The 19,163-nt window shown below is 54.5% G+C and carries 19 protein-coding genes; 11 read left to right on the top strand and 8 right to left on the bottom strand.

From position 1 onward, the window contains the following. Positions 1 to 45: 45 nt before the first annotated feature. From Q4606_RS14140 to Q4606_RS14120, 5 genes are all read right to left on the bottom strand, one after another. On the bottom strand, positions 46 to 807 hold the full coding sequence (locus Q4606_RS14140; protein WP_303607908.1) for a metal ABC transporter permease: 762 nt from the start codon (positions 805 to 807) through the stop codon (positions 46 to 48). Then, positions 794 to 1,717: a metal ABC transporter solute-binding protein, Zn/Mn family gene (locus Q4606_RS14135; RefSeq protein ID WP_303595103.1), complete on the bottom strand. Its 924-nt coding sequence runs from the start codon at positions 1,715 to 1,717 to the stop codon at positions 794 to 796. The genes Q4606_RS14140 and Q4606_RS14135 overlap by 14 nt, the downstream gene beginning before the upstream one ends. A 1-nt stretch (position 1,718) precedes the next feature. Then, positions 1,719 to 2,831 (bottom strand): hypothetical protein, encoded by a 1,113-nt coding sequence (locus Q4606_RS14130; RefSeq protein ID WP_303595105.1) that lies wholly within the window; start codon positions 2,829 to 2,831, stop codon positions 1,719 to 1,721. A 68-nt stretch (positions 2,832 to 2,899) separates the two neighbouring features. Continuing rightward, entirely contained in the window at positions 2,900 to 4,216 is a 1,317-nt protein-coding gene (locus Q4606_RS14125; protein ID WP_303607907.1) for a hypothetical protein, read from the bottom strand. Positions 4,217 to 4,494: 278 nt separating this feature from the next. Further along, the gene (locus tag Q4606_RS14120) at positions 4,495 to 4,893 is read right to left on the bottom strand and encodes a hypothetical protein (RefSeq protein WP_303595109.1); all 399 of its coding nucleotides are present in this window, start codon (positions 4,891 to 4,893) and stop codon (positions 4,495 to 4,497) included. 155 nt (positions 4,894 to 5,048) lie between these two features. On the opposite strand from Q4606_RS14120, the gene nrtS reads away from it, so the two are divergent. Further along, a complete protein-coding gene (nrtS, locus tag Q4606_RS14115) occupies positions 5,049 to 5,354 on the top strand; it encodes a nitrate/nitrite transporter NrtS (RefSeq protein WP_303607906.1) in 306 nt (101 codons plus the stop codon). A 61-nt stretch (positions 5,355 to 5,415) separates the two neighbouring features. Here nrtS and zigA read toward each other — a convergent pair whose 3' ends face one another. Then, entirely contained in the window at positions 5,416 to 6,618 is a 1,203-nt protein-coding gene (zigA, locus tag Q4606_RS14110) for a zinc metallochaperone GTPase ZigA (RefSeq protein ID WP_303607933.1), read from the bottom strand. Between the two features lie 137 nt (positions 6,619 to 6,755). Between zigA and Q4606_RS14105 the strand changes: the two genes are divergently transcribed. The 10 genes from Q4606_RS14105 (at position 6,756) to cynS (ending at position 17,510) form a co-directional block, all read left to right on the top strand. Further along, positions 6,756 to 7,391, top strand: a complete 636-nt coding sequence (locus Q4606_RS14105; protein WP_303595113.1) for a DUF1826 domain-containing protein — start codon at positions 6,756 to 6,758, stop codon at positions 7,389 to 7,391. 250 nt (positions 7,392 to 7,641) lie between these two features. Continuing rightward, on the top strand, positions 7,642 to 8,853 hold the full coding sequence (locus Q4606_RS14100; RefSeq protein WP_303595115.1) for an alginate export family protein: 1,212 nt from the start codon (positions 7,642 to 7,644) through the stop codon (positions 8,851 to 8,853). Between the two features lie 198 nt (positions 8,854 to 9,051). Next, positions 9,052 to 9,855, top strand: a complete 804-nt coding sequence (locus Q4606_RS14095) for an ABC transporter ATP-binding protein (protein ID WP_303595117.1) — start codon at positions 9,052 to 9,054, stop codon at positions 9,853 to 9,855. Between the two features lie 33 nt (positions 9,856 to 9,888). Continuing rightward, positions 9,889 to 11,151: an ABC transporter substrate-binding protein gene (locus Q4606_RS14090; RefSeq protein WP_303607905.1), complete on the top strand. Its 1,263-nt coding sequence runs from the start codon at positions 9,889 to 9,891 to the stop codon at positions 11,149 to 11,151. After that, positions 11,148 to 11,975: an ABC transporter permease gene (locus Q4606_RS14085; protein ID WP_303595120.1), complete on the top strand. Its 828-nt coding sequence runs from the start codon at positions 11,148 to 11,150 to the stop codon at positions 11,973 to 11,975. Before Q4606_RS14090 ends, Q4606_RS14085 begins: the two co-directional genes overlap by 4 nt. A gap of 95 nt (positions 11,976 to 12,070) precedes the next feature. Beyond that, a complete protein-coding gene (locus Q4606_RS14080) occupies positions 12,071 to 13,744 on the top strand; it encodes a sigma 54-interacting transcriptional regulator (RefSeq protein ID WP_303595122.1) in 1,674 nt (557 codons plus the stop codon). A gap of 187 nt (positions 13,745 to 13,931) precedes the next feature. Next, positions 13,932 to 14,480: an OsmC family protein gene (locus Q4606_RS14075; RefSeq protein WP_303607904.1), complete on the top strand. Its 549-nt coding sequence runs from the start codon at positions 13,932 to 13,934 to the stop codon at positions 14,478 to 14,480. Positions 14,481 to 14,510: 30 nt separating this feature from the next. Continuing rightward, entirely contained in the window at positions 14,511 to 15,647 is a 1,137-nt protein-coding gene (locus Q4606_RS14070; RefSeq protein ID WP_303607903.1) for an acyl-CoA dehydrogenase family protein, read from the top strand. After that, complete coding sequence (locus tag Q4606_RS14065; protein ID WP_303607902.1) at positions 15,644 to 16,999, top strand: FAD-dependent oxidoreductase; 1,356 nt, start codon at positions 15,644 to 15,646, stop codon at positions 16,997 to 16,999. Before Q4606_RS14070 ends, Q4606_RS14065 begins: the two co-directional genes overlap by 4 nt. Positions 17,000 to 17,060: 61 nt before the next feature. Next, positions 17,061 to 17,510, top strand: a complete 450-nt coding sequence (cynS, locus tag Q4606_RS14060; protein ID WP_303595127.1) for a cyanase — start codon at positions 17,061 to 17,063, stop codon at positions 17,508 to 17,510. Between the two features lie 93 nt (positions 17,511 to 17,603). Here cynS and Q4606_RS14055 read toward each other — a convergent pair whose 3' ends face one another. Together Q4606_RS14055 and Q4606_RS14050 are read right to left on the bottom strand one after the other, a co-directional pair. After that, the gene (locus Q4606_RS14055) at positions 17,604 to 18,425 is read right to left on the bottom strand and encodes an iron chelate uptake ABC transporter family permease subunit (RefSeq protein WP_303607901.1); all 822 of its coding nucleotides are present in this window, start codon (positions 18,423 to 18,425) and stop codon (positions 17,604 to 17,606) included. Beyond that, complete coding sequence (locus Q4606_RS14050; RefSeq protein ID WP_303607900.1) at positions 18,425 to 19,156, bottom strand: metal ABC transporter ATP-binding protein; 732 nt, start codon at positions 19,154 to 19,156, stop codon at positions 18,425 to 18,427. The genes Q4606_RS14055 and Q4606_RS14050 overlap by 1 nt, the downstream gene beginning before the upstream one ends. Positions 19,157 to 19,163 lie beyond the last annotated feature (7 nt).

Below are 19,163 nucleotides of genomic sequence, written 5' to 3'. Positions count from 1 at the left end.
GGTTTTTCAGCTTATTAAACAATAACCCGACTGGATATAGCCGGGTTATTGAGTATAGCGCCTCTTACCTGAAACAACAGGCCATAGGCACGCTACCAAAAGCGTTGCTACAACGATAGCCGGCCCTACCGGCACATCCCAGATCACCGAACAGGCAATTGCCAGTAGATGGCCGACGATCGCACACAAAGAAGCCACAACCGGCGTCTTTTTGTGGAGAGTTCCTACGATAAGCGGGGTGATAATGAGAGTCGCAAACACCACGTAAATGCCCGCCAAAGCCACCGCGTAGGTTACAGCAATGGCGAAAACGGGTATGAACGCTGCGCCAGTAAGCCAGCCGGGGGCCCAGTATCCAAGAGCCCAGACCAGCAACGCCATAACCGCTGTCGCGATCACCAGCTCCTGGTTCGCCCACAACAAATCCCCGGAAGCCGCACGCTGCAAAACCTGGGCCCCATGGGGATCGTTGCTGACCAGTAATACCGCCAGGCTGGCGCCCAAGACATAGAGGATGCCTATCCCTGCCTCTTTTGCTTCACCAAGATGGCGGAGAATAAGCTGTACTGTAAGGGCCGCCAGCAACGCAAACGCCAGGCTTGTGACAGACGCGCCCGCCAGATCTTGGCTCAGCACGAAATAAGTCCCTGTCGCTCCTGCAAGAGTTCCCAGCGATGCCCATTGCGCGATAGCAAGATCTGCAAAGATCACACCCCGCGCAATCACCTGATACCCTAATGGCACTAACAAAAAGCATAGCAGTACGCTGCCTAAGGTGGGCAATAGCATCCACTCATAGGCGGCCACCAGAAGCCTCCTGCACTGTCTCCTCGAGTGTATCCACGATCATTGAAATCAGCTCGGCCAGAGTCTGCGTTTCGCCAGAGTCGGTCACGGTCCCCGGCACCACAAGAACCGGCTTTTGAATCTGGCTTGCCAACCAGTTAGCGGGCTGAGGGTCTTGATGACTGGCGATCAGGATCCCATCCACATCTTTCAGCCCCGGCTCCGCCAGCAGCTGGCTCAGGTGGCTCGCACTGGGCGGCAACCCGGGTTTGGGCTCCAGCTCAAACCTTGAATCCATACCCAGCCAATTCAGGAGGTAAGTAAAGCTGGTGTGCTGAATAACAATAGAATGCCCCTGCAACGCCTCCGCTTTCTGCCGCCACTCGGCACGATGCTGGCTCCAGCGCCCGCGCCATCGTATGTACCGTGCGAGAATATCTCCTGAGGCTTCCGGCCTTAGCTGCCCAAGGCGGTGCGCGAGCGCATCTGCAATAGCCGGAAGCTGATCCGGCGACAGATGCACATGAGGGTTACCCTCCGGATGCACATCACCCATGCTGCGATCCACATGGTCGTGGGGCGCGTGCAGTTGTGCATGCTCCGCCGCATAGAACAAACCCGGGCGCCCTGGCTGAACTGCGGAATTTGATGCCCGCTGCAGAAGCGTGGGCAGCCACCCTGCCTCAAGCGAAGCGCCGGTACAAACCGCAATATCGGCACGTCGCATGGCGGCGATCAGGCTGGGCCTGGCCTCAATGTAGTGAGGATCCTGCAAATAGCTGGTGGCCGTTGTTATCCTTGCATCCGGCAAGAATTCCCTTACCAGAGATGCCCATTCGGGCTCACACGCAAACACCTGAAAGTCTGCCCGGGCTGGCAAAGACACCAGGCCAAGCAGGAGGGTAATAACGAACCATCGGGTATAACTCATATCAGAACCCATGTGCGCCGTGAGCACCCAGCGACATCACGTACTGCACCACAATGGTGTTATCCGCTTCGCTGAAGCCGGTTTCAGACTGATGGGTGTATTGCAGCCGGAGTGTAGAAAAATGCGACCGTGACCAGGCCAGCATCACATCGGTTTCCTGCAGGCTCTGGCTGTGGAAATGATCGCCGTGGGGGGCACGGAGATCCACTTCACCGTAGCGAACACCGGCTGACCACTGCGGTGCAAACTGGTAAACACCTGAAACATACCAGCCTTCGTGGTAGTCGTCTGAGGTGGCGTATTCGTTCAAATCATCGGCGTAGAGGTATTCGCCGCTAAGGGTGATCTGCTGTTCCCTGGCGTTGCCATTCGGCGACCATTTCCAGACCGCATCGGCGATGTATAGGTTCTCTCCAGTGTATGACGCACCATGGCTATGGTCATGATCGTCTTCTTCGCCGTGCTCGTGCTCTTCTTCAGTTTCACCGGCTCCAATATTGCGGTTGTTCAGATAAGACAACCCCATCTGCCAACTCTGAGACACCGACAGGTCTCCGCCAACACGCGTATTCAGCGTATAAACGCCGATGCTTTCGTCACCTTCTGACAGTTGATCGCCTTCGAAAGCCTCCGCACCCACCTGCCAGAAGAAAGGCGTTGGCAAAAGGGCGTTCACGCGCAAACCTGTGTCGTAATAATGGCTTCCCAGAAGAGCCCGGTAAACAGCGGGGCGCTCTACAAAGTCATCTTCATGCATGTGCCGACTGTTCAGATACCCCACCTGGGACAGGAAGCGACCACCACGGACACCCAGCCCGGCAGGCAGGCCGTTGGTCTGCAGATACGCTTCCTCTATCAGTATTTCACCTTCGCCATCGTGCTCTTCAAAGACGGTCGTTAATCGGCCAGAGAACATGTCGTCAATCGGCGCAGACAGGGAAAGTTCCGTATGGCCCAGGCCAAAGCCTTTCTCGCGGTGCGAGAGCGCCGTATCGTTCTGTTTGTAATACCCGTCCAGGGTCACGCTCACATCGGGGTTTAATTCATTTGCAGCGGCGCCGCTAGCCAGCACAATCAAAGGAATCGCAGCAAAAGGTACAACACGGTTAAACATGGGAACTCCAGCATTAAAACAGCAGTACAGGCCAGCAAACACTGGCCGGTACTGCCGGAAAGAAAGGATTAGTGAGAGTGTTCTTCGTCGTCGTGGTCGTGGCCGGCTTCTGCCAGACCCACCCAGGCGATACCCGAAGCGTTGAAACCAAGATCGATAGTCCGGACGGTTTCGCCGTGATCAGTATCAATCTCAATAACGGACTGACCATCAGGCGTTAGTACAAACATGCGATCCTGAGCGGATGAGAGTGCGATAGAGGGTGAACCCTCATCTTCTCCCGGAGCATCCATCACCTGAACCCTGCCGATCAACGCCCAATCATTGGATGGAGCAAACAATTGCAAGCCACCGTCATCACCCAGCACGTAGAACACTTCCCCATGGGTAGTGAAGCCTTGAACCAGCGGCCCAACTCCGTCACCAAGTTCCAGCTCCAGGTACACCTGTGATTCCGATTCCGGGTCGATCACGAACATCTGATCACCGGCAAGGCCAACCAGTTCTTCAACATCATGGTTGCCCAGCAGGGTTCCGATACGCTCACCCTCAACAAGGCTTGCAGGGTTCGCCAGTTTGGTGGTCGGGTAGCCCGCCTCATGCAGGTCGATTACCAGCACACCATCACTGCACCCAAACCCGAGGCTGTGTGCGCCTACTGCAGCGCCATGGAGAGCGGGGCAAGTCTCGCTGTAACGCTCTTCGAACTCGAAGCTGCCGCCATCCAGGTGATAGCGTTCAACCATGGTCGGCAGCGTGGTGCCCGTAATAGAACTGTCCCGGTAGGTCACAAACAAATGGCCGTCGGCCATCATGGCAACGCCGTGCATGTTGGTTTCCAGGTCCAGGCTGGTGAGGGTACTGTTGCTTCCCAGAGTTTCGTCAGAAAAAACCGTCACTTTGGAGCTGGAGGCTTCACCGCCGTCGAAGAAAACAACACCGTAAGAATCACCAACCGTATAGTGCGTGGGTTTGTGATCATTCAGCGTTAGCGACAACAGGCTCGGGGTCTCTGCATAGTCGTGCATGTGATCGCCGTGATCTTCGGTATAAAGCCCACTGTCAACGAAGGACACCAGGTCATCGCCTCTCTGGGTCGCCACCACGTAGCGATTTCCGGGAGAGGCGTACAACGCAGGAACCTCACCGGTCATCTCAAAGGACGACAACACGTCGCCGCTATCAAGGTCCAATATCTTCAGTGCCGACGGCTCGCCCGTGTCGAACAGCGCCAACCGGCCAGCGGTATCGATATCCGTATCGGTGTGTGCGTCATCCGAGCTGCTACTGCTGCCTCCGCAGGCCGACAAAAACATGGCTGAGGCTAACAAAACCGACGTTTTAAGCGGCGTTATTGAGAAAGGGGCAAGTTTTTTAACGTGCACTATGAGGCTCTCCAGTTGATGTTATAACATTTCATTTAAAGCCCTGAAAAATAGAATCCAGAGGTCAAGGCCCGGCTAATTTCAATAAATGTTATGTTATAACATTGTAATTGTAAACCAGAGACACACGTCAACTGCATTCTCCAACCTGGGCCTTGGGCACAGGTTCTGGCCGCATTTCATGTTTGAGAAAAAGGATATTGCGGAAGCTGATGCGAAAAAGCCTCCTGCTTTATTGGGCGTTGCAGGAGGCTTTTATCAACAAATCTCAATATCGATCAACGCGCGGATCTGGAGAGCGTCAGCGTATCGTAATCCCGCAGCAGAAACAGGGCGATGCAGGCCGCCAGCATCGGCCAGGCCGCAAAGAACAGAAGGTTATCAAACGGCTGGAGGTACTTACCGAAGGCTGACAAAGTGGAGACCGAATGGAAGGCCAGAATAATGCCATAAGTCCAGGTTTTCAGTAGGCCCGCCAAAAACGCAAGGATCAGTATGAGCTGAGCCACTCCGATAATGTAAAAGACAATCTCACCAAGGCCTTCGAGACCATAGAACGCCCCAAAGACCTTGGCAGCATTTTCAGGATGAATGAGTTTTTCTAGAGTCCAGAACAGGAACACGGTAAATATACCGAGTCTTAGCAACAGTAGAGCAAGGGGTAACTGTTTGGGCATTCGTTTTTCCTTCTTTGGTTTTTGAACGATCGCTCAAATGACACAAAGTCTTCATAATAGTTCCGGAATGAACACTACAGAGCGCTGTAACAAACGGAGTGATGCAGGTGTTTTGAGGCAATAACTTATTCAGATCGCCACGACAGGAGTGTGCAGTGTCCACGGAAGTCATTTTTACTCGCCGTTACCGGAAAGCCTGCGAGCTGGCAATGAGCCACGGCACGCCCTGGCGCGCTGCAAAGTTGGCAGCCGTGGTGGGTACGCTTCTGGTGCTGATCAATCAATGGGGAGCGGTCACAGGTCCAGCGCCCATGGATTGGTTAAAAGTATTGCTGACCTATTGCGTGCCCTATCTGGTGTCAACCTACACCAGCGTGAGCAAGGATCTATACCTGCTTGGGGAAACGGAAGCCGCCGAACTGGCGGCTCATCATGAAGCTCAGAAGATCCGAGGGCAATAAGGCACGAGTTATCTCTCAATCCGGCTATGTGCGGCAGGGGTTATCAGCTCTCTGCTGCATGTCATACTGGCTGTTCCCAGGCCGGGAAAGGATCATTCAGTGTTTGCCAAAATGATTTGCCGGCCAAAAGCTGCTCTTCATTCAGAAGGCAGTCATCCAACTGACCGGTGATCGTGGCCTGATCCAGATTCTGGCCAATGAAGACTAACTCCTGACGCATATCGCCGAACGGCTCTACCCAGGTTTCCATGATTGACTCGCGATACTCTGGATCCTCGGGCCAGGACTTCTCTGGCACGGCTTTCCAGAACATCCCGGCGAACCCGTGCCGGGCAATGCCACCGGCCTGGCTCCAATGGCCCGCAAACTCCGGACGCGTGGCAAGCCAGAAATAGCCTTTGGAACGAATGAGCTTGCCACCGGAAACCGGCTGATGCAGGAACTCATAGAACTTTGCAGGATGGAATGGGCGGCGGGCGCGGTACACAAAGCTGGAAATGCCGTACTCCTCGGTTTCCGGAATGTGTTCGCCGCGCATTTCTTTCAGCCAGCCTGGCGCCTGCTGAGCGCGTTCAAAACTGAATCTATTGGTATTCAGCACCTTATCAAGTGGTACGGCGCCTTTTTCTATGGGAAGTATTTCTGCTTCTGAATTGAGGCTGCGGAGCACGCCCTTGAGCCGATCGAGGTCGCCTGGAGAAACCAGGTCTGTTTTGCTGACCAGAAGAATATCGCTGAATTCAATCTGATCAACAAGCAGGTCCGCCACGCTGCGCTCATCTTCTTCGCCCAGGCTTTCTCCGGTTTCCTGTAAAGATTGTGCTTCGTCAAAATCCTTCAGGAAATTAACGGCGTCCACCACGGTAACCATGGTGTCGAGCCTGGCAATATCAGACAGGCTCACGCCGTCTTCATCAGCGAAAGTAAAGGTTTCTGCTACCGGTAAAGGTTCCGAGATGCCGGTAGATTCGATGACCAGGCAGTCGAAACGACCCTCTGCAGCGAGTTTGCGCACTTCGATCAACAAGTCTTCTCTCAGGGTGCAGCAGATACAGCCATTACTCATCTCAACGAGTTTTTCTTCTGACCGGTTCAAGGTGACTTCCTGTTGAACCTGAGCGGCATCAATATTGACTTCGCTCATGTCGTTGACGATCACAGCAACCCGCGTTCCCTCCCGATTATTAAGGATATGGTTCAGCACCGTAGTTTTGCCCGCGCCTAAAAATCCGGACAGTACGGTCACGGGAAGGCGGGTATCCAGATGATCCATGCACAATCTCCCTGGTAGTTAGGTTCGGTGTCTGCACATTGCTTTACAGTAGATATGTTATAACATAACATTTGCTGGTGAAAAGTGATACGCATTTTGCGAGACGTGAGCCTCAGGAGCACTCAACGATGTCTGGAGAAAACAAGGGCCTTTCCCTACCGATAGCGGTACACGGCGGTAAGCCCGAGTGCCTGACTGAAATATTCAGAGACGAGGTTAATCTCGCTGTTTGGGAGCGCCCGCTCTCCGGTGAAAGCATCAGCTTTGCTCATCACTTTTCAAGAGAAGCCGGCACTTTCGAGCGTTTTGTCGGTATTAACGCAGGCGACCACCTGGAGCAGATCCTGCCTGCCTGGGCCCAGGAATTGGCGGGCGCCAAAGCCTGGTTGGCAGATGTAAATGAGATGGTGGAGATGTTCGGCTGCCTGTTCGAGCCTGCCGCTATTGGCGTCCGGTTGCACGTGCTCCCGGATACCATGTGCCCCCGTTTCCACACCGACAAGGTGCCGGTACGTTTATTGGTGACCTATGCCGGCAGGGGGACTGAGTGGTTGCCCGAGAATCAGGTAAAACGGGGAAATCCGTCTGGCCCCCTCCCCGATCAGGCAGTCAGCGCTGAGGATATCCAGGTTATGCCAACCGGTGCAGTATCCCTTCTCAAGGGGGAGTCCTGGATAGGCAATGAAGGCCAGGGCCTTGTCCATCGCTCCCCGGAACCGGGTGCCCACCCCCGCCTTGTATTGGGTCTTGATTGGCTTTCCTGATACCCGAAAGCCAGCACGCAAAACCCGATACTCCACCCGCACGCAACCTCATACCCTCGTCTGAGTTAGCTAATGGCAGACTCACAGCTGACATTGTACGACATTGACCACATCTGAATGCTGCCACAAACCTCGCCACAACCCCCCAGCTGATTGTTTTATATCCATTAATTTCTGATGGCACACATACTGCTCTGAACCATATCGATAGCCCTGCCCAGAAAACCTCATCAAAACTATGGAGTTAACCATGAAAGAACGATCGATATGGATCTCAGCCGGTATGCTCGGCGCACTGATTATTGCTACACCTGCCCTGGCAGAAGATCAAACACTCTACGCCGCACTGTCCCAGGGTGAAGTATCAGGGAACGTACGCCTGCGGTACGAGTCGGTGGATCAGGACAACACGCTTGAAGACGCTGACGCTCTGACCGTCCGCACCCGTTTGGGCTATACCACCGGTAACTACAAGGGCATTACCGGTGTTCTGGAATTTGAAGATTCCCGAAATGTATTGGGGGTGGACGATTACAACAATACCCTGGGTAAAAATCCGAATTATTCGATCATCCCCGACCCGGAAACCACGGAAGTCGACCAGGCTTACCTACAGTACAGCGGCTACAACCTCAGGGCGCGCGGCGGGCGGCAGGTCATCACCTATGACAACCAACGCCACGTCGGTCATGTCGGCTGGCGCCAGGATCGACAGACGTTCGATGCTGTGCGCCTGACCTATACACCAAGCACCGCACTGAGCCTGGACTATGCCTTCATTAACCAACGCAACCGCATCTTCGCCGAAGCCGGCGACCTGCCTTCAAACGATCATTTGCTGAATCTGGGCTATCAGACCGGCTTCGGCAAACTTTCGGCCTACGCGTATCTTTTAGAAATTGATGACGGCACGGACAACGGTCTGGATACCATGGGCTTGCGCTACGCGGGCGATTACAAAATGGAATCAATGAAGTTTGTCTACGCAGCCGAATACGCCACTCAGGAAGCGGAGACGGGCTCCAGTAAGTTTGATACCGACTATTACAGCCTCAAGGCAGGCCTTGGCGTTAGCGGCATCACCATCGCCATGGCCTATGAAGTACTCGGATCTGATGATGGTAACTATGGCTTCGCCACGCCTCTGGCCACGCTGCATGTATTCAACGGTTGGTCTGACCAGTTTCTGGCGACGCCCGCGAATGGCCTGGAAGACATCTCACTGACGGTTGCAGGCGGCCTGGCAGGGGGTAAATGGGCCATCGAGTATCACGACTTCAGCGCTGACGAATCCACCCCCGGCGTAAACGATCTCGGCGACGAATTCGGTGTGAGCTACACCCGCAGTTTCGCCAAGCATTATACGGCAGGTATCAAGTACGCAATGTACTCTGCCGGAGACAGCGCGGCAGGCAAAGTGGACACAAACAAGCTCTGGCTGACGCTCAGCGCTGCGCTCTGACCTTTTATCCTAAACGATTCTGCCCCAGAGCCGGGCAATGGCAAGTGACAGTTGCCATTGTCCGACATTGGCAACCCACGAAAACCGCTCAGATTTTCGCCTGAATTCGCTCAACTCATTGATTAATAAATACTTCACATTGGTGGCACACATGCTGCTTCGAACCATACCCATATTCGTATGAACCGGAGTAAAGACATGGGCGCATCACTATCTATTGACTACGTTACCCATCAGTTCTCACCTTCAGCCGCACCAACACTGAAAGATATCGATACCCGGATCGAACCGGGCGAAATGGTCGCGCTTATAGGCCGCAGTGGCTGTGGTAAATCCACGTTGTTGCACATGATGGCCGGGCTTTTGATTCCCTCCCAAGGTTGCATCCGCATTAACTCCCGCCAGATCAGCAAGCCAAGCGCTAAATGGAACATGATGTTTCAGAAAGCCTCTCTCTATCCCTGGATGAGCGTTAAAGAAAATGCGGCCCTTGGGCTCATGTTTGCAGGCCTGTCAAAAGCTGAGGCGGTGGAAAAAGTCGACCCCCTGTTAGATATGCTTGGTCTTCACGATAAAAAAGATGTGAACGTTCAAAGCCTGTCCGGCGGCCAGCAGCAGCGAGTTGCGCTGGCCAGATCCCTGGCAACCGACCCGGATATTCTCCTGCTTGATGAGCCTTTTTCTGCGCTTGATGCCTTTACCCGCACCGCTTTGCAGGAAGAGGTACCGGCCATCTGCCGGGAGCGGGGCATAACCATGATCATTGTGACCCACGACATAGATGAGGCCGTAGCCATGGCCGACCGCGTTCTTATCATGTCGCAGAATCCGGGGCGCATCGTCGAAGAGCTCGAAGTAGACCTGCCATGGCCACGGCGCCATATGGATAACGGTTTTCAAACCCGCCGGGAAGAGCTTATGAACCGCTTCAAAGGCACGGATAACGGCCTTCAGGGCCGCCAGCAGCATACCGCCACCGATCAATCTGAATCAGCAGCTTAACTACTTAGCAGCGCTACGAAAAAGGAACCTGACATGAAAAATCGCCAAAGCGACGACAGTCCCTTAACCCAGTCTGAAGCGGACTACCTGCAAAAGCATGAGATGGGCCGAAGAGATTTCCTGCTCGACACCCTGGCTCTCGGTGGTTTGGCAGCCGGTTTCGGGCTCGCCGCGAGCAACCCGGCATGGGCCAGCATCCAACCTCCCGCAGACGAAGTTGTGCGCATCGGCTATCTGCCAATCACTGATGCAACAGTGCTGCTGGTGGCTCACGAAATGGGATTTTTCAAGGAACAAGGGCTGAAATCAGAGCCCCCTACTCTGATAAGAGGGTGGTCACCATTGGTTGAAGGCTTTGCCGCAGGCAAATTCAATCTGGTCCACTTCCTCAAGCCAATCCCGATCTGGATGCGTTACAACAACGGTTTTCCGGTCAAGATCATGTCCTGGGCTCACCTGAACGGCTCCGGGCTGGTCGTCGGCAAGGATGTGGGAGCAGAGAAATTCTCAGACCTTGGCGGTAAACAGATCGCCGTGCCCTACTGGTATTCCATGCACAACATCGTTTTGCAAATGGGCTTGCGACACGCTGGTCTGACCCCAGTCATCAAGGCGCAGGGTGAGCCGCTCGCCGCCAACGAGGTAAACCTTCAGATCATGCCTCCACCGGATATGCCGCCTGCCCTGGCAGCAAGAAAAATTGACGGTTACATCGTCGCTGAGCCGTTCAACGCCGCCGGCGAGCTGCTGGCCGGTGCCAAGATGCTGCGCTTTACCGGAGACATCTGGCGTAACCACCCTTGCTGCGTAGTTTGCATGAATGAGCAACAGGTCAATGCCAACCCTGAATGGACTCAGAAGGTTATGAACGCCATCGTGAAAGCTCAAGCTTACGCCCAGCAAAACAAAAAGGAAGTCGCCGCAATGATGTCCCGGGACGGCAAACGCTACCTTCCCATGAAGGCCAATGTCGTTGAGAAAGCGATGACAGACTACGATGACGCGAGCTACGGCAAGCCCGACGCAATCCAGCATCCCGAGTGGGGCAGTGGACGCATTGATTTCCAACCCTGGCCGTTTCCGTCCGCCACTAAACTGATCGTCAATGAGCTGAAGCGGACTCTGGTGGGGGGCGACACCTCGTTCCTGAAGGATCTTGATGCAGACTTTGTCGCTGACGATCTGGTTGACTATCGCTTTGTTAAAGCTGCGATGGAAGCCTATCCCGGATGGCAGGACGCACCCGGTTTCGACGCAGCTGACCCGTTTTCGCGTGAAGAGGTCATCAAGTTATGAGTGCCGGCACCACAACATCAACGAGTAGTGCCGTCTCGCTCTTCGCTCCCACGAAGCTCGTTCGCCTACTCAGTAACCTGCAATACCCCGCCATGGGAATCACAGGGTTGCTTTTCCTCTGGTGGATTGGCGGTTTACTCATTCAGAATAATGAAAACCTGAGTGCATTCTCGGCTTTCGCACCCGCGCCTGCCTTCCAGGCGCTCTATGATCTGGTAACAAGTGGTGAGATCTGGGCACCGATCACATCAAGCCTCTATCGAATCCTTGTCGGGATGACTTGGGGTATCGCCATCGGTGTACCTGTAGGCGTCACCATCGGTTATATCGGTGTCGCTCTCAAGGTCGCCAACGTTCCTTTCCAGTTCCTGCGTATGATCAGCCCACTGGCCTGGATGCCGATTGCGGTCATGGCTTTTGAAACCTGGGACTCCGCCATTATATTCCTGCTCGTAATGGCCACAGTCTGGCCCATTATCTTTTCAACAGCTCACGGGGTGCGCAGAATTGACCCAAACTGGTTCAAGGTTGCGCGCAACCTTGGGGCTTCCGGTCCACAAATGCTACGACGCATCATCCTGCCGGCCATCATGACGGATGTCATGGCCGGCATTCGCCTGGCCGTAGGTGTGGCCTGGGTGGTTCTGGTGCCAGCCGAATACCTCGGGGTCACCAGCGGGCTGGGCTACGCCATTAACGATGCTCGAGACACCCTCTCCTATGACTATCTAGCGGCTGTCGTCCTTGTTATTGGCATTATTGGCTATGGACTGGACAGCGTGTGCAACCTTTTGATCAAACGCTTCAACTGGCATGTCGAGTGAACCTGATAGCCAGCAATGTTTCACGCCCCGAGCTTACCGCCGGGGCCAGCTGGTTGTTCCGCCAAACCTGACAATGTCGAACATCGGTGCACAATTTGCATGAGCCTATTCCAACATTGGCAGACAATATGATGAACGACATGGGCGACAACGAGCTAACGAACAATACCCACTCCAGCGCAGACACCGCCGGCTCCGACCTCTCAGTCCTGCATGAAGCCGCTAAACTGATCGGGCATTCCGCCACACCTGAAATAGCGATCACCAGCACTCTGAGACTGATGTCCCAGATGCTCGGCTTGAATAGAGGCAGAGTCTTGCTGCCCTCCTCCACCAACTCCGACCTGCAGATCCGTTACAGCTATGGCCTCACAAGCGCGGAACGCCATAAGGGCCGCTACAGATACGGTGAAGGTATTACAGGAAAGGTAATGAAAACCGGGAAGTTGGCGGTGGTACAGAATATCGACGACGATACCGGCTACCTCTTCCGAGCCGTTGAGCGAACCACACTACCTGACAACATGGTCGCCTATATTGCGGTTCCCATCATGGATGGCGATACTCCCATCGGGGTTCTGGCGGCCCACCGCTTGCGCATGCGGCCTCGTCCGGTTGATGCAGATCTGGTCATCCTTCGTATTCTGGCCACCTTTATCGCTCAGATCATCAAGATCAATAACCTGATTGATGAGCGGACCAGTTATCTGCAGGAAGAGAACCGCGAGCTGAAAGATGCCCTGCAGAATAAGTACGCTAATCACGGCATTCTTGGCGAAAGCCCTGCCATTCATAACGCACTCGACCAGATAGCCCGTGTTGCCAACACTCCGGTAACAGTGCTGATCACTGGCGAATCGGGAACCGGAAAAGAGCGCTTTTCACAGGCTTTGCACCTGAATAGCGCTCGTAAAGACAGCCCGTTCCTTGCCATTAACTGTGCCGCTATCCCGGAACAACTGCTCGAATCCGAGTTGTTCGGGCATGAGCGTGGCGCCTTTACAGGTGCAACATCTGCGAAGCAGGGCAAGATTGAACTGGCAAATGGCGGCACACTTTTCCTGGATGAAATCGGTGATCTGAATCTGGAACTCCAATCCAAGCTGCTGCGTGTGCTTGAAGGCCAGGTCATACAGCGTGTTGGCGGAGTCCGGGATATTCCTGTCGATGTGCGTATCATCACTGCCACACATAAAAACCTTCAAGAGGCGGTCAATAGAGGCACGTTCCGCCTGGACCTCTTCTATCGACTCAACGTGTTTCCCATTCACCTTCCACCTCTGCGGAAGCGGGCGGGTGACGTGCAGTTACTCGCGCGCCATTTCCTGATGTCGGCGAACCGGGATTACAGTCGCTACACCGTTTTCGGACAGGGGGTGATGGAACGACTGGAGAGTTACAACTGGCCAGGAAACATTCGTCAGCTGGAAAATGTGATCAAACGATCCGTTCTCACAGCTTTGAATGGCGCAATCAGTATCCGGGATATCGAAATAATCCTGCTCCAGGAGTCTGCTATCAACAACCCGCTCGAAACAACGCACACATCCCCACCAGCGTCTGTACCGGGCGCCCCGGCTCAGGAAGCTCCCACGGCATTAGCACAAGGGCGCCCCTACAGCTGGGTGCGTGAAGACGAATCCAGAGCTATTGAAGAGGCACTGGAAAAAACAGGGGGTAATAAAACCCGAGCGGCGGCCCTTTTGAATATGACCCCCAGGCAATTTCGCTACAGGATGGAAAAACTGGGCGTCCACTCAAATGTCTGACATTGTCAGGCTTACATTTATTGCCAAAGCATTCCAATGCTGATGTATTTATCAGAAAAATAACAACAACTCATTGTTTATTATAGATTTATTTGTTCTGGCACACTCCATGCAATTCTTTAAAGCAAAGCTGGGCGCAGAAGTAACAATGCGCTCGGGTTTGCCAATTTAACTGGAGAGTAAAGCCATGAGCACAGCAACCGCACCGAAGACTGTTTCAACTTACCTGCGCCCAATCGACCGCGACGGCTTATCAGCGTTCGCCGAAAAAGGCAGAAAAAACCCTGAGAATCGTGGCACCAACAAAGTCCACACCATTACCGATGGCCAATACCGCACCGTCAGCCACGTTAACCAACACGAAGTTGTGGTGGACGAACCGCTGCATTTGTTCGGAGAAGATACCGCTCCGGCACCAGGCGAAATCGTGCTGTCTGGTTTGGGTGGCTGCCTTTGCGTTGGCATCACCGCTGTCGCCACCTGGAAGCAGGTCAAACTGAGCCGTCTGGAAGTCTTTCTGGAGGCTGACATTGGCAATAGCGCAGCCTGGGGTGCCGGTGGTGCCGATCGTACACCGGAAGAGATGGGTTTTCAGGACATCCGCGTCAAGGTCCTCATCGAAGGCGATGCAACCCGTGAGGAACTGAACGAGATTGTAGAGAAAGCCAACTACTTCTCCCCCGTCGCAAACAGCATGCGCAACCCCATCCCGTTCAGCATCAGCATGATGGACTAATTACTTTTCAACTAACTAGGGAGGAATGCCATGAACAGCGTCGCAGTCTCTTCAAACCAGGCCCTTTGGGCTGACGATTCACAGGTTCTCGCTGATGTCAGCATGGTCGGGCGCGAACAGCTCGCCCCGGCAGCCTACCGAATCGACCATGAGGGTTACTACCCGCTGGATATCATGGCAAACCTCGGCCAAGCCGGCGCGTTCGCCGGTCATCTTGACCAATATGGCGCTCGCTATGGCCTGGCGGTGGCCTCCATGCAGGAAATCAGCCGGCACTGCGGGTCCACCGGTTTCATGACCTGGTGCCATGATGTTTGCGGGCTCTACATGGAGCAATCGGGTAACCCGGCACTGCTTGCCCGACTACCCGATCATACCGCCGGGCGTACCTTCGGTGGAACGGGTCTATCAAACCCGATGAAAGCATTCACTGGCATCGAAAAGATGGCATTGAAAGCCAGGAAGGTGCCTGGCGGTTATAGCGTCAGTGGTACTTTGCCCTGGGTCAGCCATATTGCCCCGGGGCAATACTGTGGTGTGATCGCCTCCGTCGACCGGGATGATGGAACCCGCTCCCATGAGATTATGTTCCTGCTGGATCTGGACGAGCGCGTGACACTGAGAAAATGCCCCGAGTTTTCCGGAATGGAAGGTACCAGCACCTGGGCCATACCGCTGGTCGATTATTTTGTCAGCCAAGATCAGATAATTGCCGATCCTGCCCGGCCCTTTATTCAGCGCGTTCGCGCCGCATTTATTTTGTTGCAGGCTGGGATGGCCACCGGTGTTATTCAGGGTTCTATTGACTCCGCCCGCGAGGTCGAACCCTCACTTGGCCATGTGAATCAGTATCTGCATGACCGACCCGATGAGCTGCAGGCCGAGCTCGATGAAATGACAGAAGTGACATCGAGGCTATGCCAGACCCCGTTCGATGGCTCCAAAGAATTCCTCCTTGATGTGCTTGATTTGCGAGCGTGGGGCTCGGAGCTTGCACTCAAGGCATCTCAATCCGCACTTCTGCACCAGGGTGCGCGGGGTTACCTGATGAGCTCATCGCCGCAACGCCGAATACGCGAGGCACATTTCGTCGCCATCGTCACACCTGCCCTCAAGCACCTGAGATGGGAAATGGCAAAACAAATGCGTGAAGAGGTACCGGCATGAACCAGCAACCCCTCGACAAAACCATGCCCTGGAGGCAGTACATTTGCCTCGCATGTGGACTGATATACGACGAAGAACTGGGGGATCCGGATAGCGGACTCGCACCAGGTACCCGTTTTGAGGATATTCCTGACGATTGGGAGTGCCCTTTGTGTGGCGTCACCAAAACAGATTTCGAGCTGTTTGAACGACAGGAAATCACCGTCTCCGAGCAGCCCATACAGTTCAACCGCGAACCCGGGGTTGTTGTTGTAGGCGCCGGCATTGCAGGATGGTCCACGGTGGAAGCACTACGCACGTTGAATCCGGATGTTCCCATTACACTGGTCAGCGCTTGCGTGGGTGACCTGTATCACAAGCCTGAGCTATCTGTCGCAATTAGCCGTGGTGCCGATAAATCAGCGCTCATCCGCGAGACCGGACCCGATGCAGCCCGCCGCCTCGGTGTGCAGCTGATGCCAGGCACTTTCGCGGTGGGTTTAAGCCCGGCACTTCGACAGCTACGCACTACTCGGGGGACTCTGAACTACACCCACCTGGTTTTGGCTCAAGGTGCCAAGCCGGTCCTTCCGCCCCAGCTCCCCCCCTCTTTGTGTTGGCGCGTCAACGAGCTGGAGGGCTGGTCTGGCCTGCAGCAGGCGCTTGCCGGAGGTAAACAGTCGGTGGCCATTGTCGGAGCCGGTATGATCGGGTGCGAGCTGGCTGAAGATTTTGCTCACGCAGGTCACAAGGTCACGCTTCTTGATCGCAACACCTCGCCGCTCGCCGGCCTGTTGCCTGAAGAGGCCTCATCTCGACTGGTCAACAGCCTGACCAACCTCGGCGTCACTTACTACGGTGGTGTTGATGTTGCCGGTATTACAGAGCTTGAAAGCGGCAAACGAGTTGTCGAGCTCGAAGCCAATCCCTCTATTGAAGTCGATCACGTTGTCGCAGCCACGGGGTTAGTCACTGATAACAGGCTGGCTCTCCAGGCACATCTGCGTTTTGAATCCGGGCTCGCCGTGGACCCCCAAACGCTGTGCACCAGTGACCCGAATATATATGCACTTGGCGATTGCATCAGCATTGACGGAACACCCTGTCGCTTTATTGAGCCCGTAAAGCATCAGGCTCAAGCAATCGCTCACGCCATATTCGGCATGGACACAGTGACATACACACATACGCCTCCGGTAATACGGCTCAAAACCCGCTCTATGCCCGTGGTTTTGCATGGTCGGCCTTTGGCCGAAGGGACCTGGAAGACCATTTCGCAAGATGCCAACGAACTCATTATGGAGCAATACCTGGGTGGTCAGATGGTCTCACAACTGAAAATAGGCACCTCGACACAAAGCCAGGCTGCCTGAGCATCAGGGCGATGCTGAACCCGATACATCCGATTAACCATACAAACTGAAGGAAGCCATTATGATTAATAGCCGCGATGAAGTAACCCAGATGATTATGTCCTCCAAAGTGCTCAAGGGCATCAAGTGGAGCACCGTTGCAGATACCGTTGGTCTATCCAAAGAATGGACCACCTCTGCGTGTCTTGGCCAGATGGCGATGAACAAGGAGCAGGCTGAAAAAGTCGGCGAACTGTTCGAACTCAGTGACGAAGCAGTTGCCTGGCTTCAGGTGACCCCCTACAAAGGCTCGCTTCCCACCGCTATTCCTGCCGACCCGCTGATCTATCGCTGGTACGAAATTGTCAGCGTATACGGCGGCACGATCAAAGAGTTGATTCATGAAGAGTTCGGCGATGGCATTATGAGCGCCATCGATTTTTCGATGGATATTCAGCGCGAAGATGATCCCAAAGGTGATCGCGTAAATGTTGTTTTGTCTGGCAAGTTTCTCCCATACAAAGCCTATTAAGCAAAACAGCGCTTCGACGTCCGGATGATGGTGCGTCAGCAGTAACAGCCCCAACCGATTGGATTGGTCGGAGCTGTTACTTCGGATTGCGCTTTACACGGTTCCTGGCTCGCTACCAGAAAAGAGGCGCCGGATTATACTATGGACCGCGTTTAGTACGACGAACAGGAAGGCAACGACGCATACAATCGTCGGGCCAGTCGGTGAGTCGAAGTGGTAGGAAAAGCTAAGCCCCGCCACGCTCGCGCAGGCACCAATAATTGCAGCCAACAACGCCATGGCCTCGGGAGTCCGGCTGAACCTGCGGGCTGTTGCCGCCGGAATGATCAGCATGGCAGCAATGAGAAGAACACCTACCACTTTGATGGCAACCGCGACCACAATGGCAAGAGCAATGGTCAGCACCAGCTGTTCCCGACGTGGCGAAATACCGCTGGCCATTGCCAGATCCGGGTTCAGGGTAGATAGCAACAGAGCGGACCAGCGATAACCGACCATAATCAGAACCAGCAGTGCGCCGCCCCAGATGATCGCCAGGTCTGTCTTGCCAACGGCAAGAATATCCCCGAAAAGATAAGCCATCAAGTCGATGCGAACACCAGACAGAAACGATACTGATACCAGCCCAACGGCTAATGCTGAGTGCGCCATAACGCCAAGCAGCGTGTCCATGGCATAACCGCGCCCGCTCAGGGTCGAGACAGTCACCGCCATCAGCAATGATATCAGCAGCACCCCGGCAAAGATTGGCGTTTGGAGCGTCAACGATAATGCAACGCCAAGCATGGCGGCATGAGCCGTGGCGTCACCAAAATAGGCCATGCGCCGCCAGACAATGAAGCAGCCCAGGGGCGCAGCAGCCAGAGATACACCAATGCCTGCCAGTGCAGCTCTGACCAGAAAATCATCAAACATTACCCAGCCTCCCGAATGGAATCGGGACGGTGGTTATGGCCCCGATGGCTATACAGCGCCAGGGTGTCCTCATCGTCTTCAAATCCGAACAGCGCGCGGTATTCCGCAGAGTTGCTGACCACCTCCGGTTTACCCTCACAACAAATGTGGCCGTTCAGGCAGATCACTCGCTCAGACTGGCGCATCACTACCTGAAGGTCATGACTCACCATGATGACGGCACAGTTCAATGCTTGTCTGGAAATGTCGATGTGCCGATAGAAGTCCGCCGTGCCCCGACGATCCAGCCCCTGGGTCGGTTCATCAAGAAGCAGCAGATCTGGCTTGTCCAATAGGGCCCTTGCCAGTAAGACCCTCTGCAATTGCCCACCAGACAGCGACATCAACTGCTGCTCCAACAGGCCAGGCACGCCGGCATTAGCCATGGCTGCCTGGATTGCGTCGGATGACACCCTGTGCGGCAATTGCAGAAACCGCTTTACCGTCATCGGCAAGGTTTCGTCGATATGCAATCGCTGGGGCACATACCCGATAGACAGGCCCGGTGAGCTGATCACCTGACCCTCGGACGGCGTCAAAGCGCCGATAAGTGTCCTCAGTAGCGTCGACTTACCAGACCCGTTGGGGCCAATAATCGTAACTATGTCACCACGCTCCACGTGGAGATTGATGCCAGTCAGAATCGGTGCCTTACCAATTCGTACTGACAGGTTACGGGCTTGCATCAACATCTAAAAT

Source organism: Marinobacter sp. 1_MG-2023 (genome assembly GCF_030549045.1).
In the GTDB taxonomy this organism is placed as follows: Bacteria; Pseudomonadota; Gammaproteobacteria; order Pseudomonadales; family Oleiphilaceae; genus Marinobacter.
Note: the sequence above shows the minus strand (reverse complement) of the source record. Positions and strands in the feature narration are given on the sequence as shown.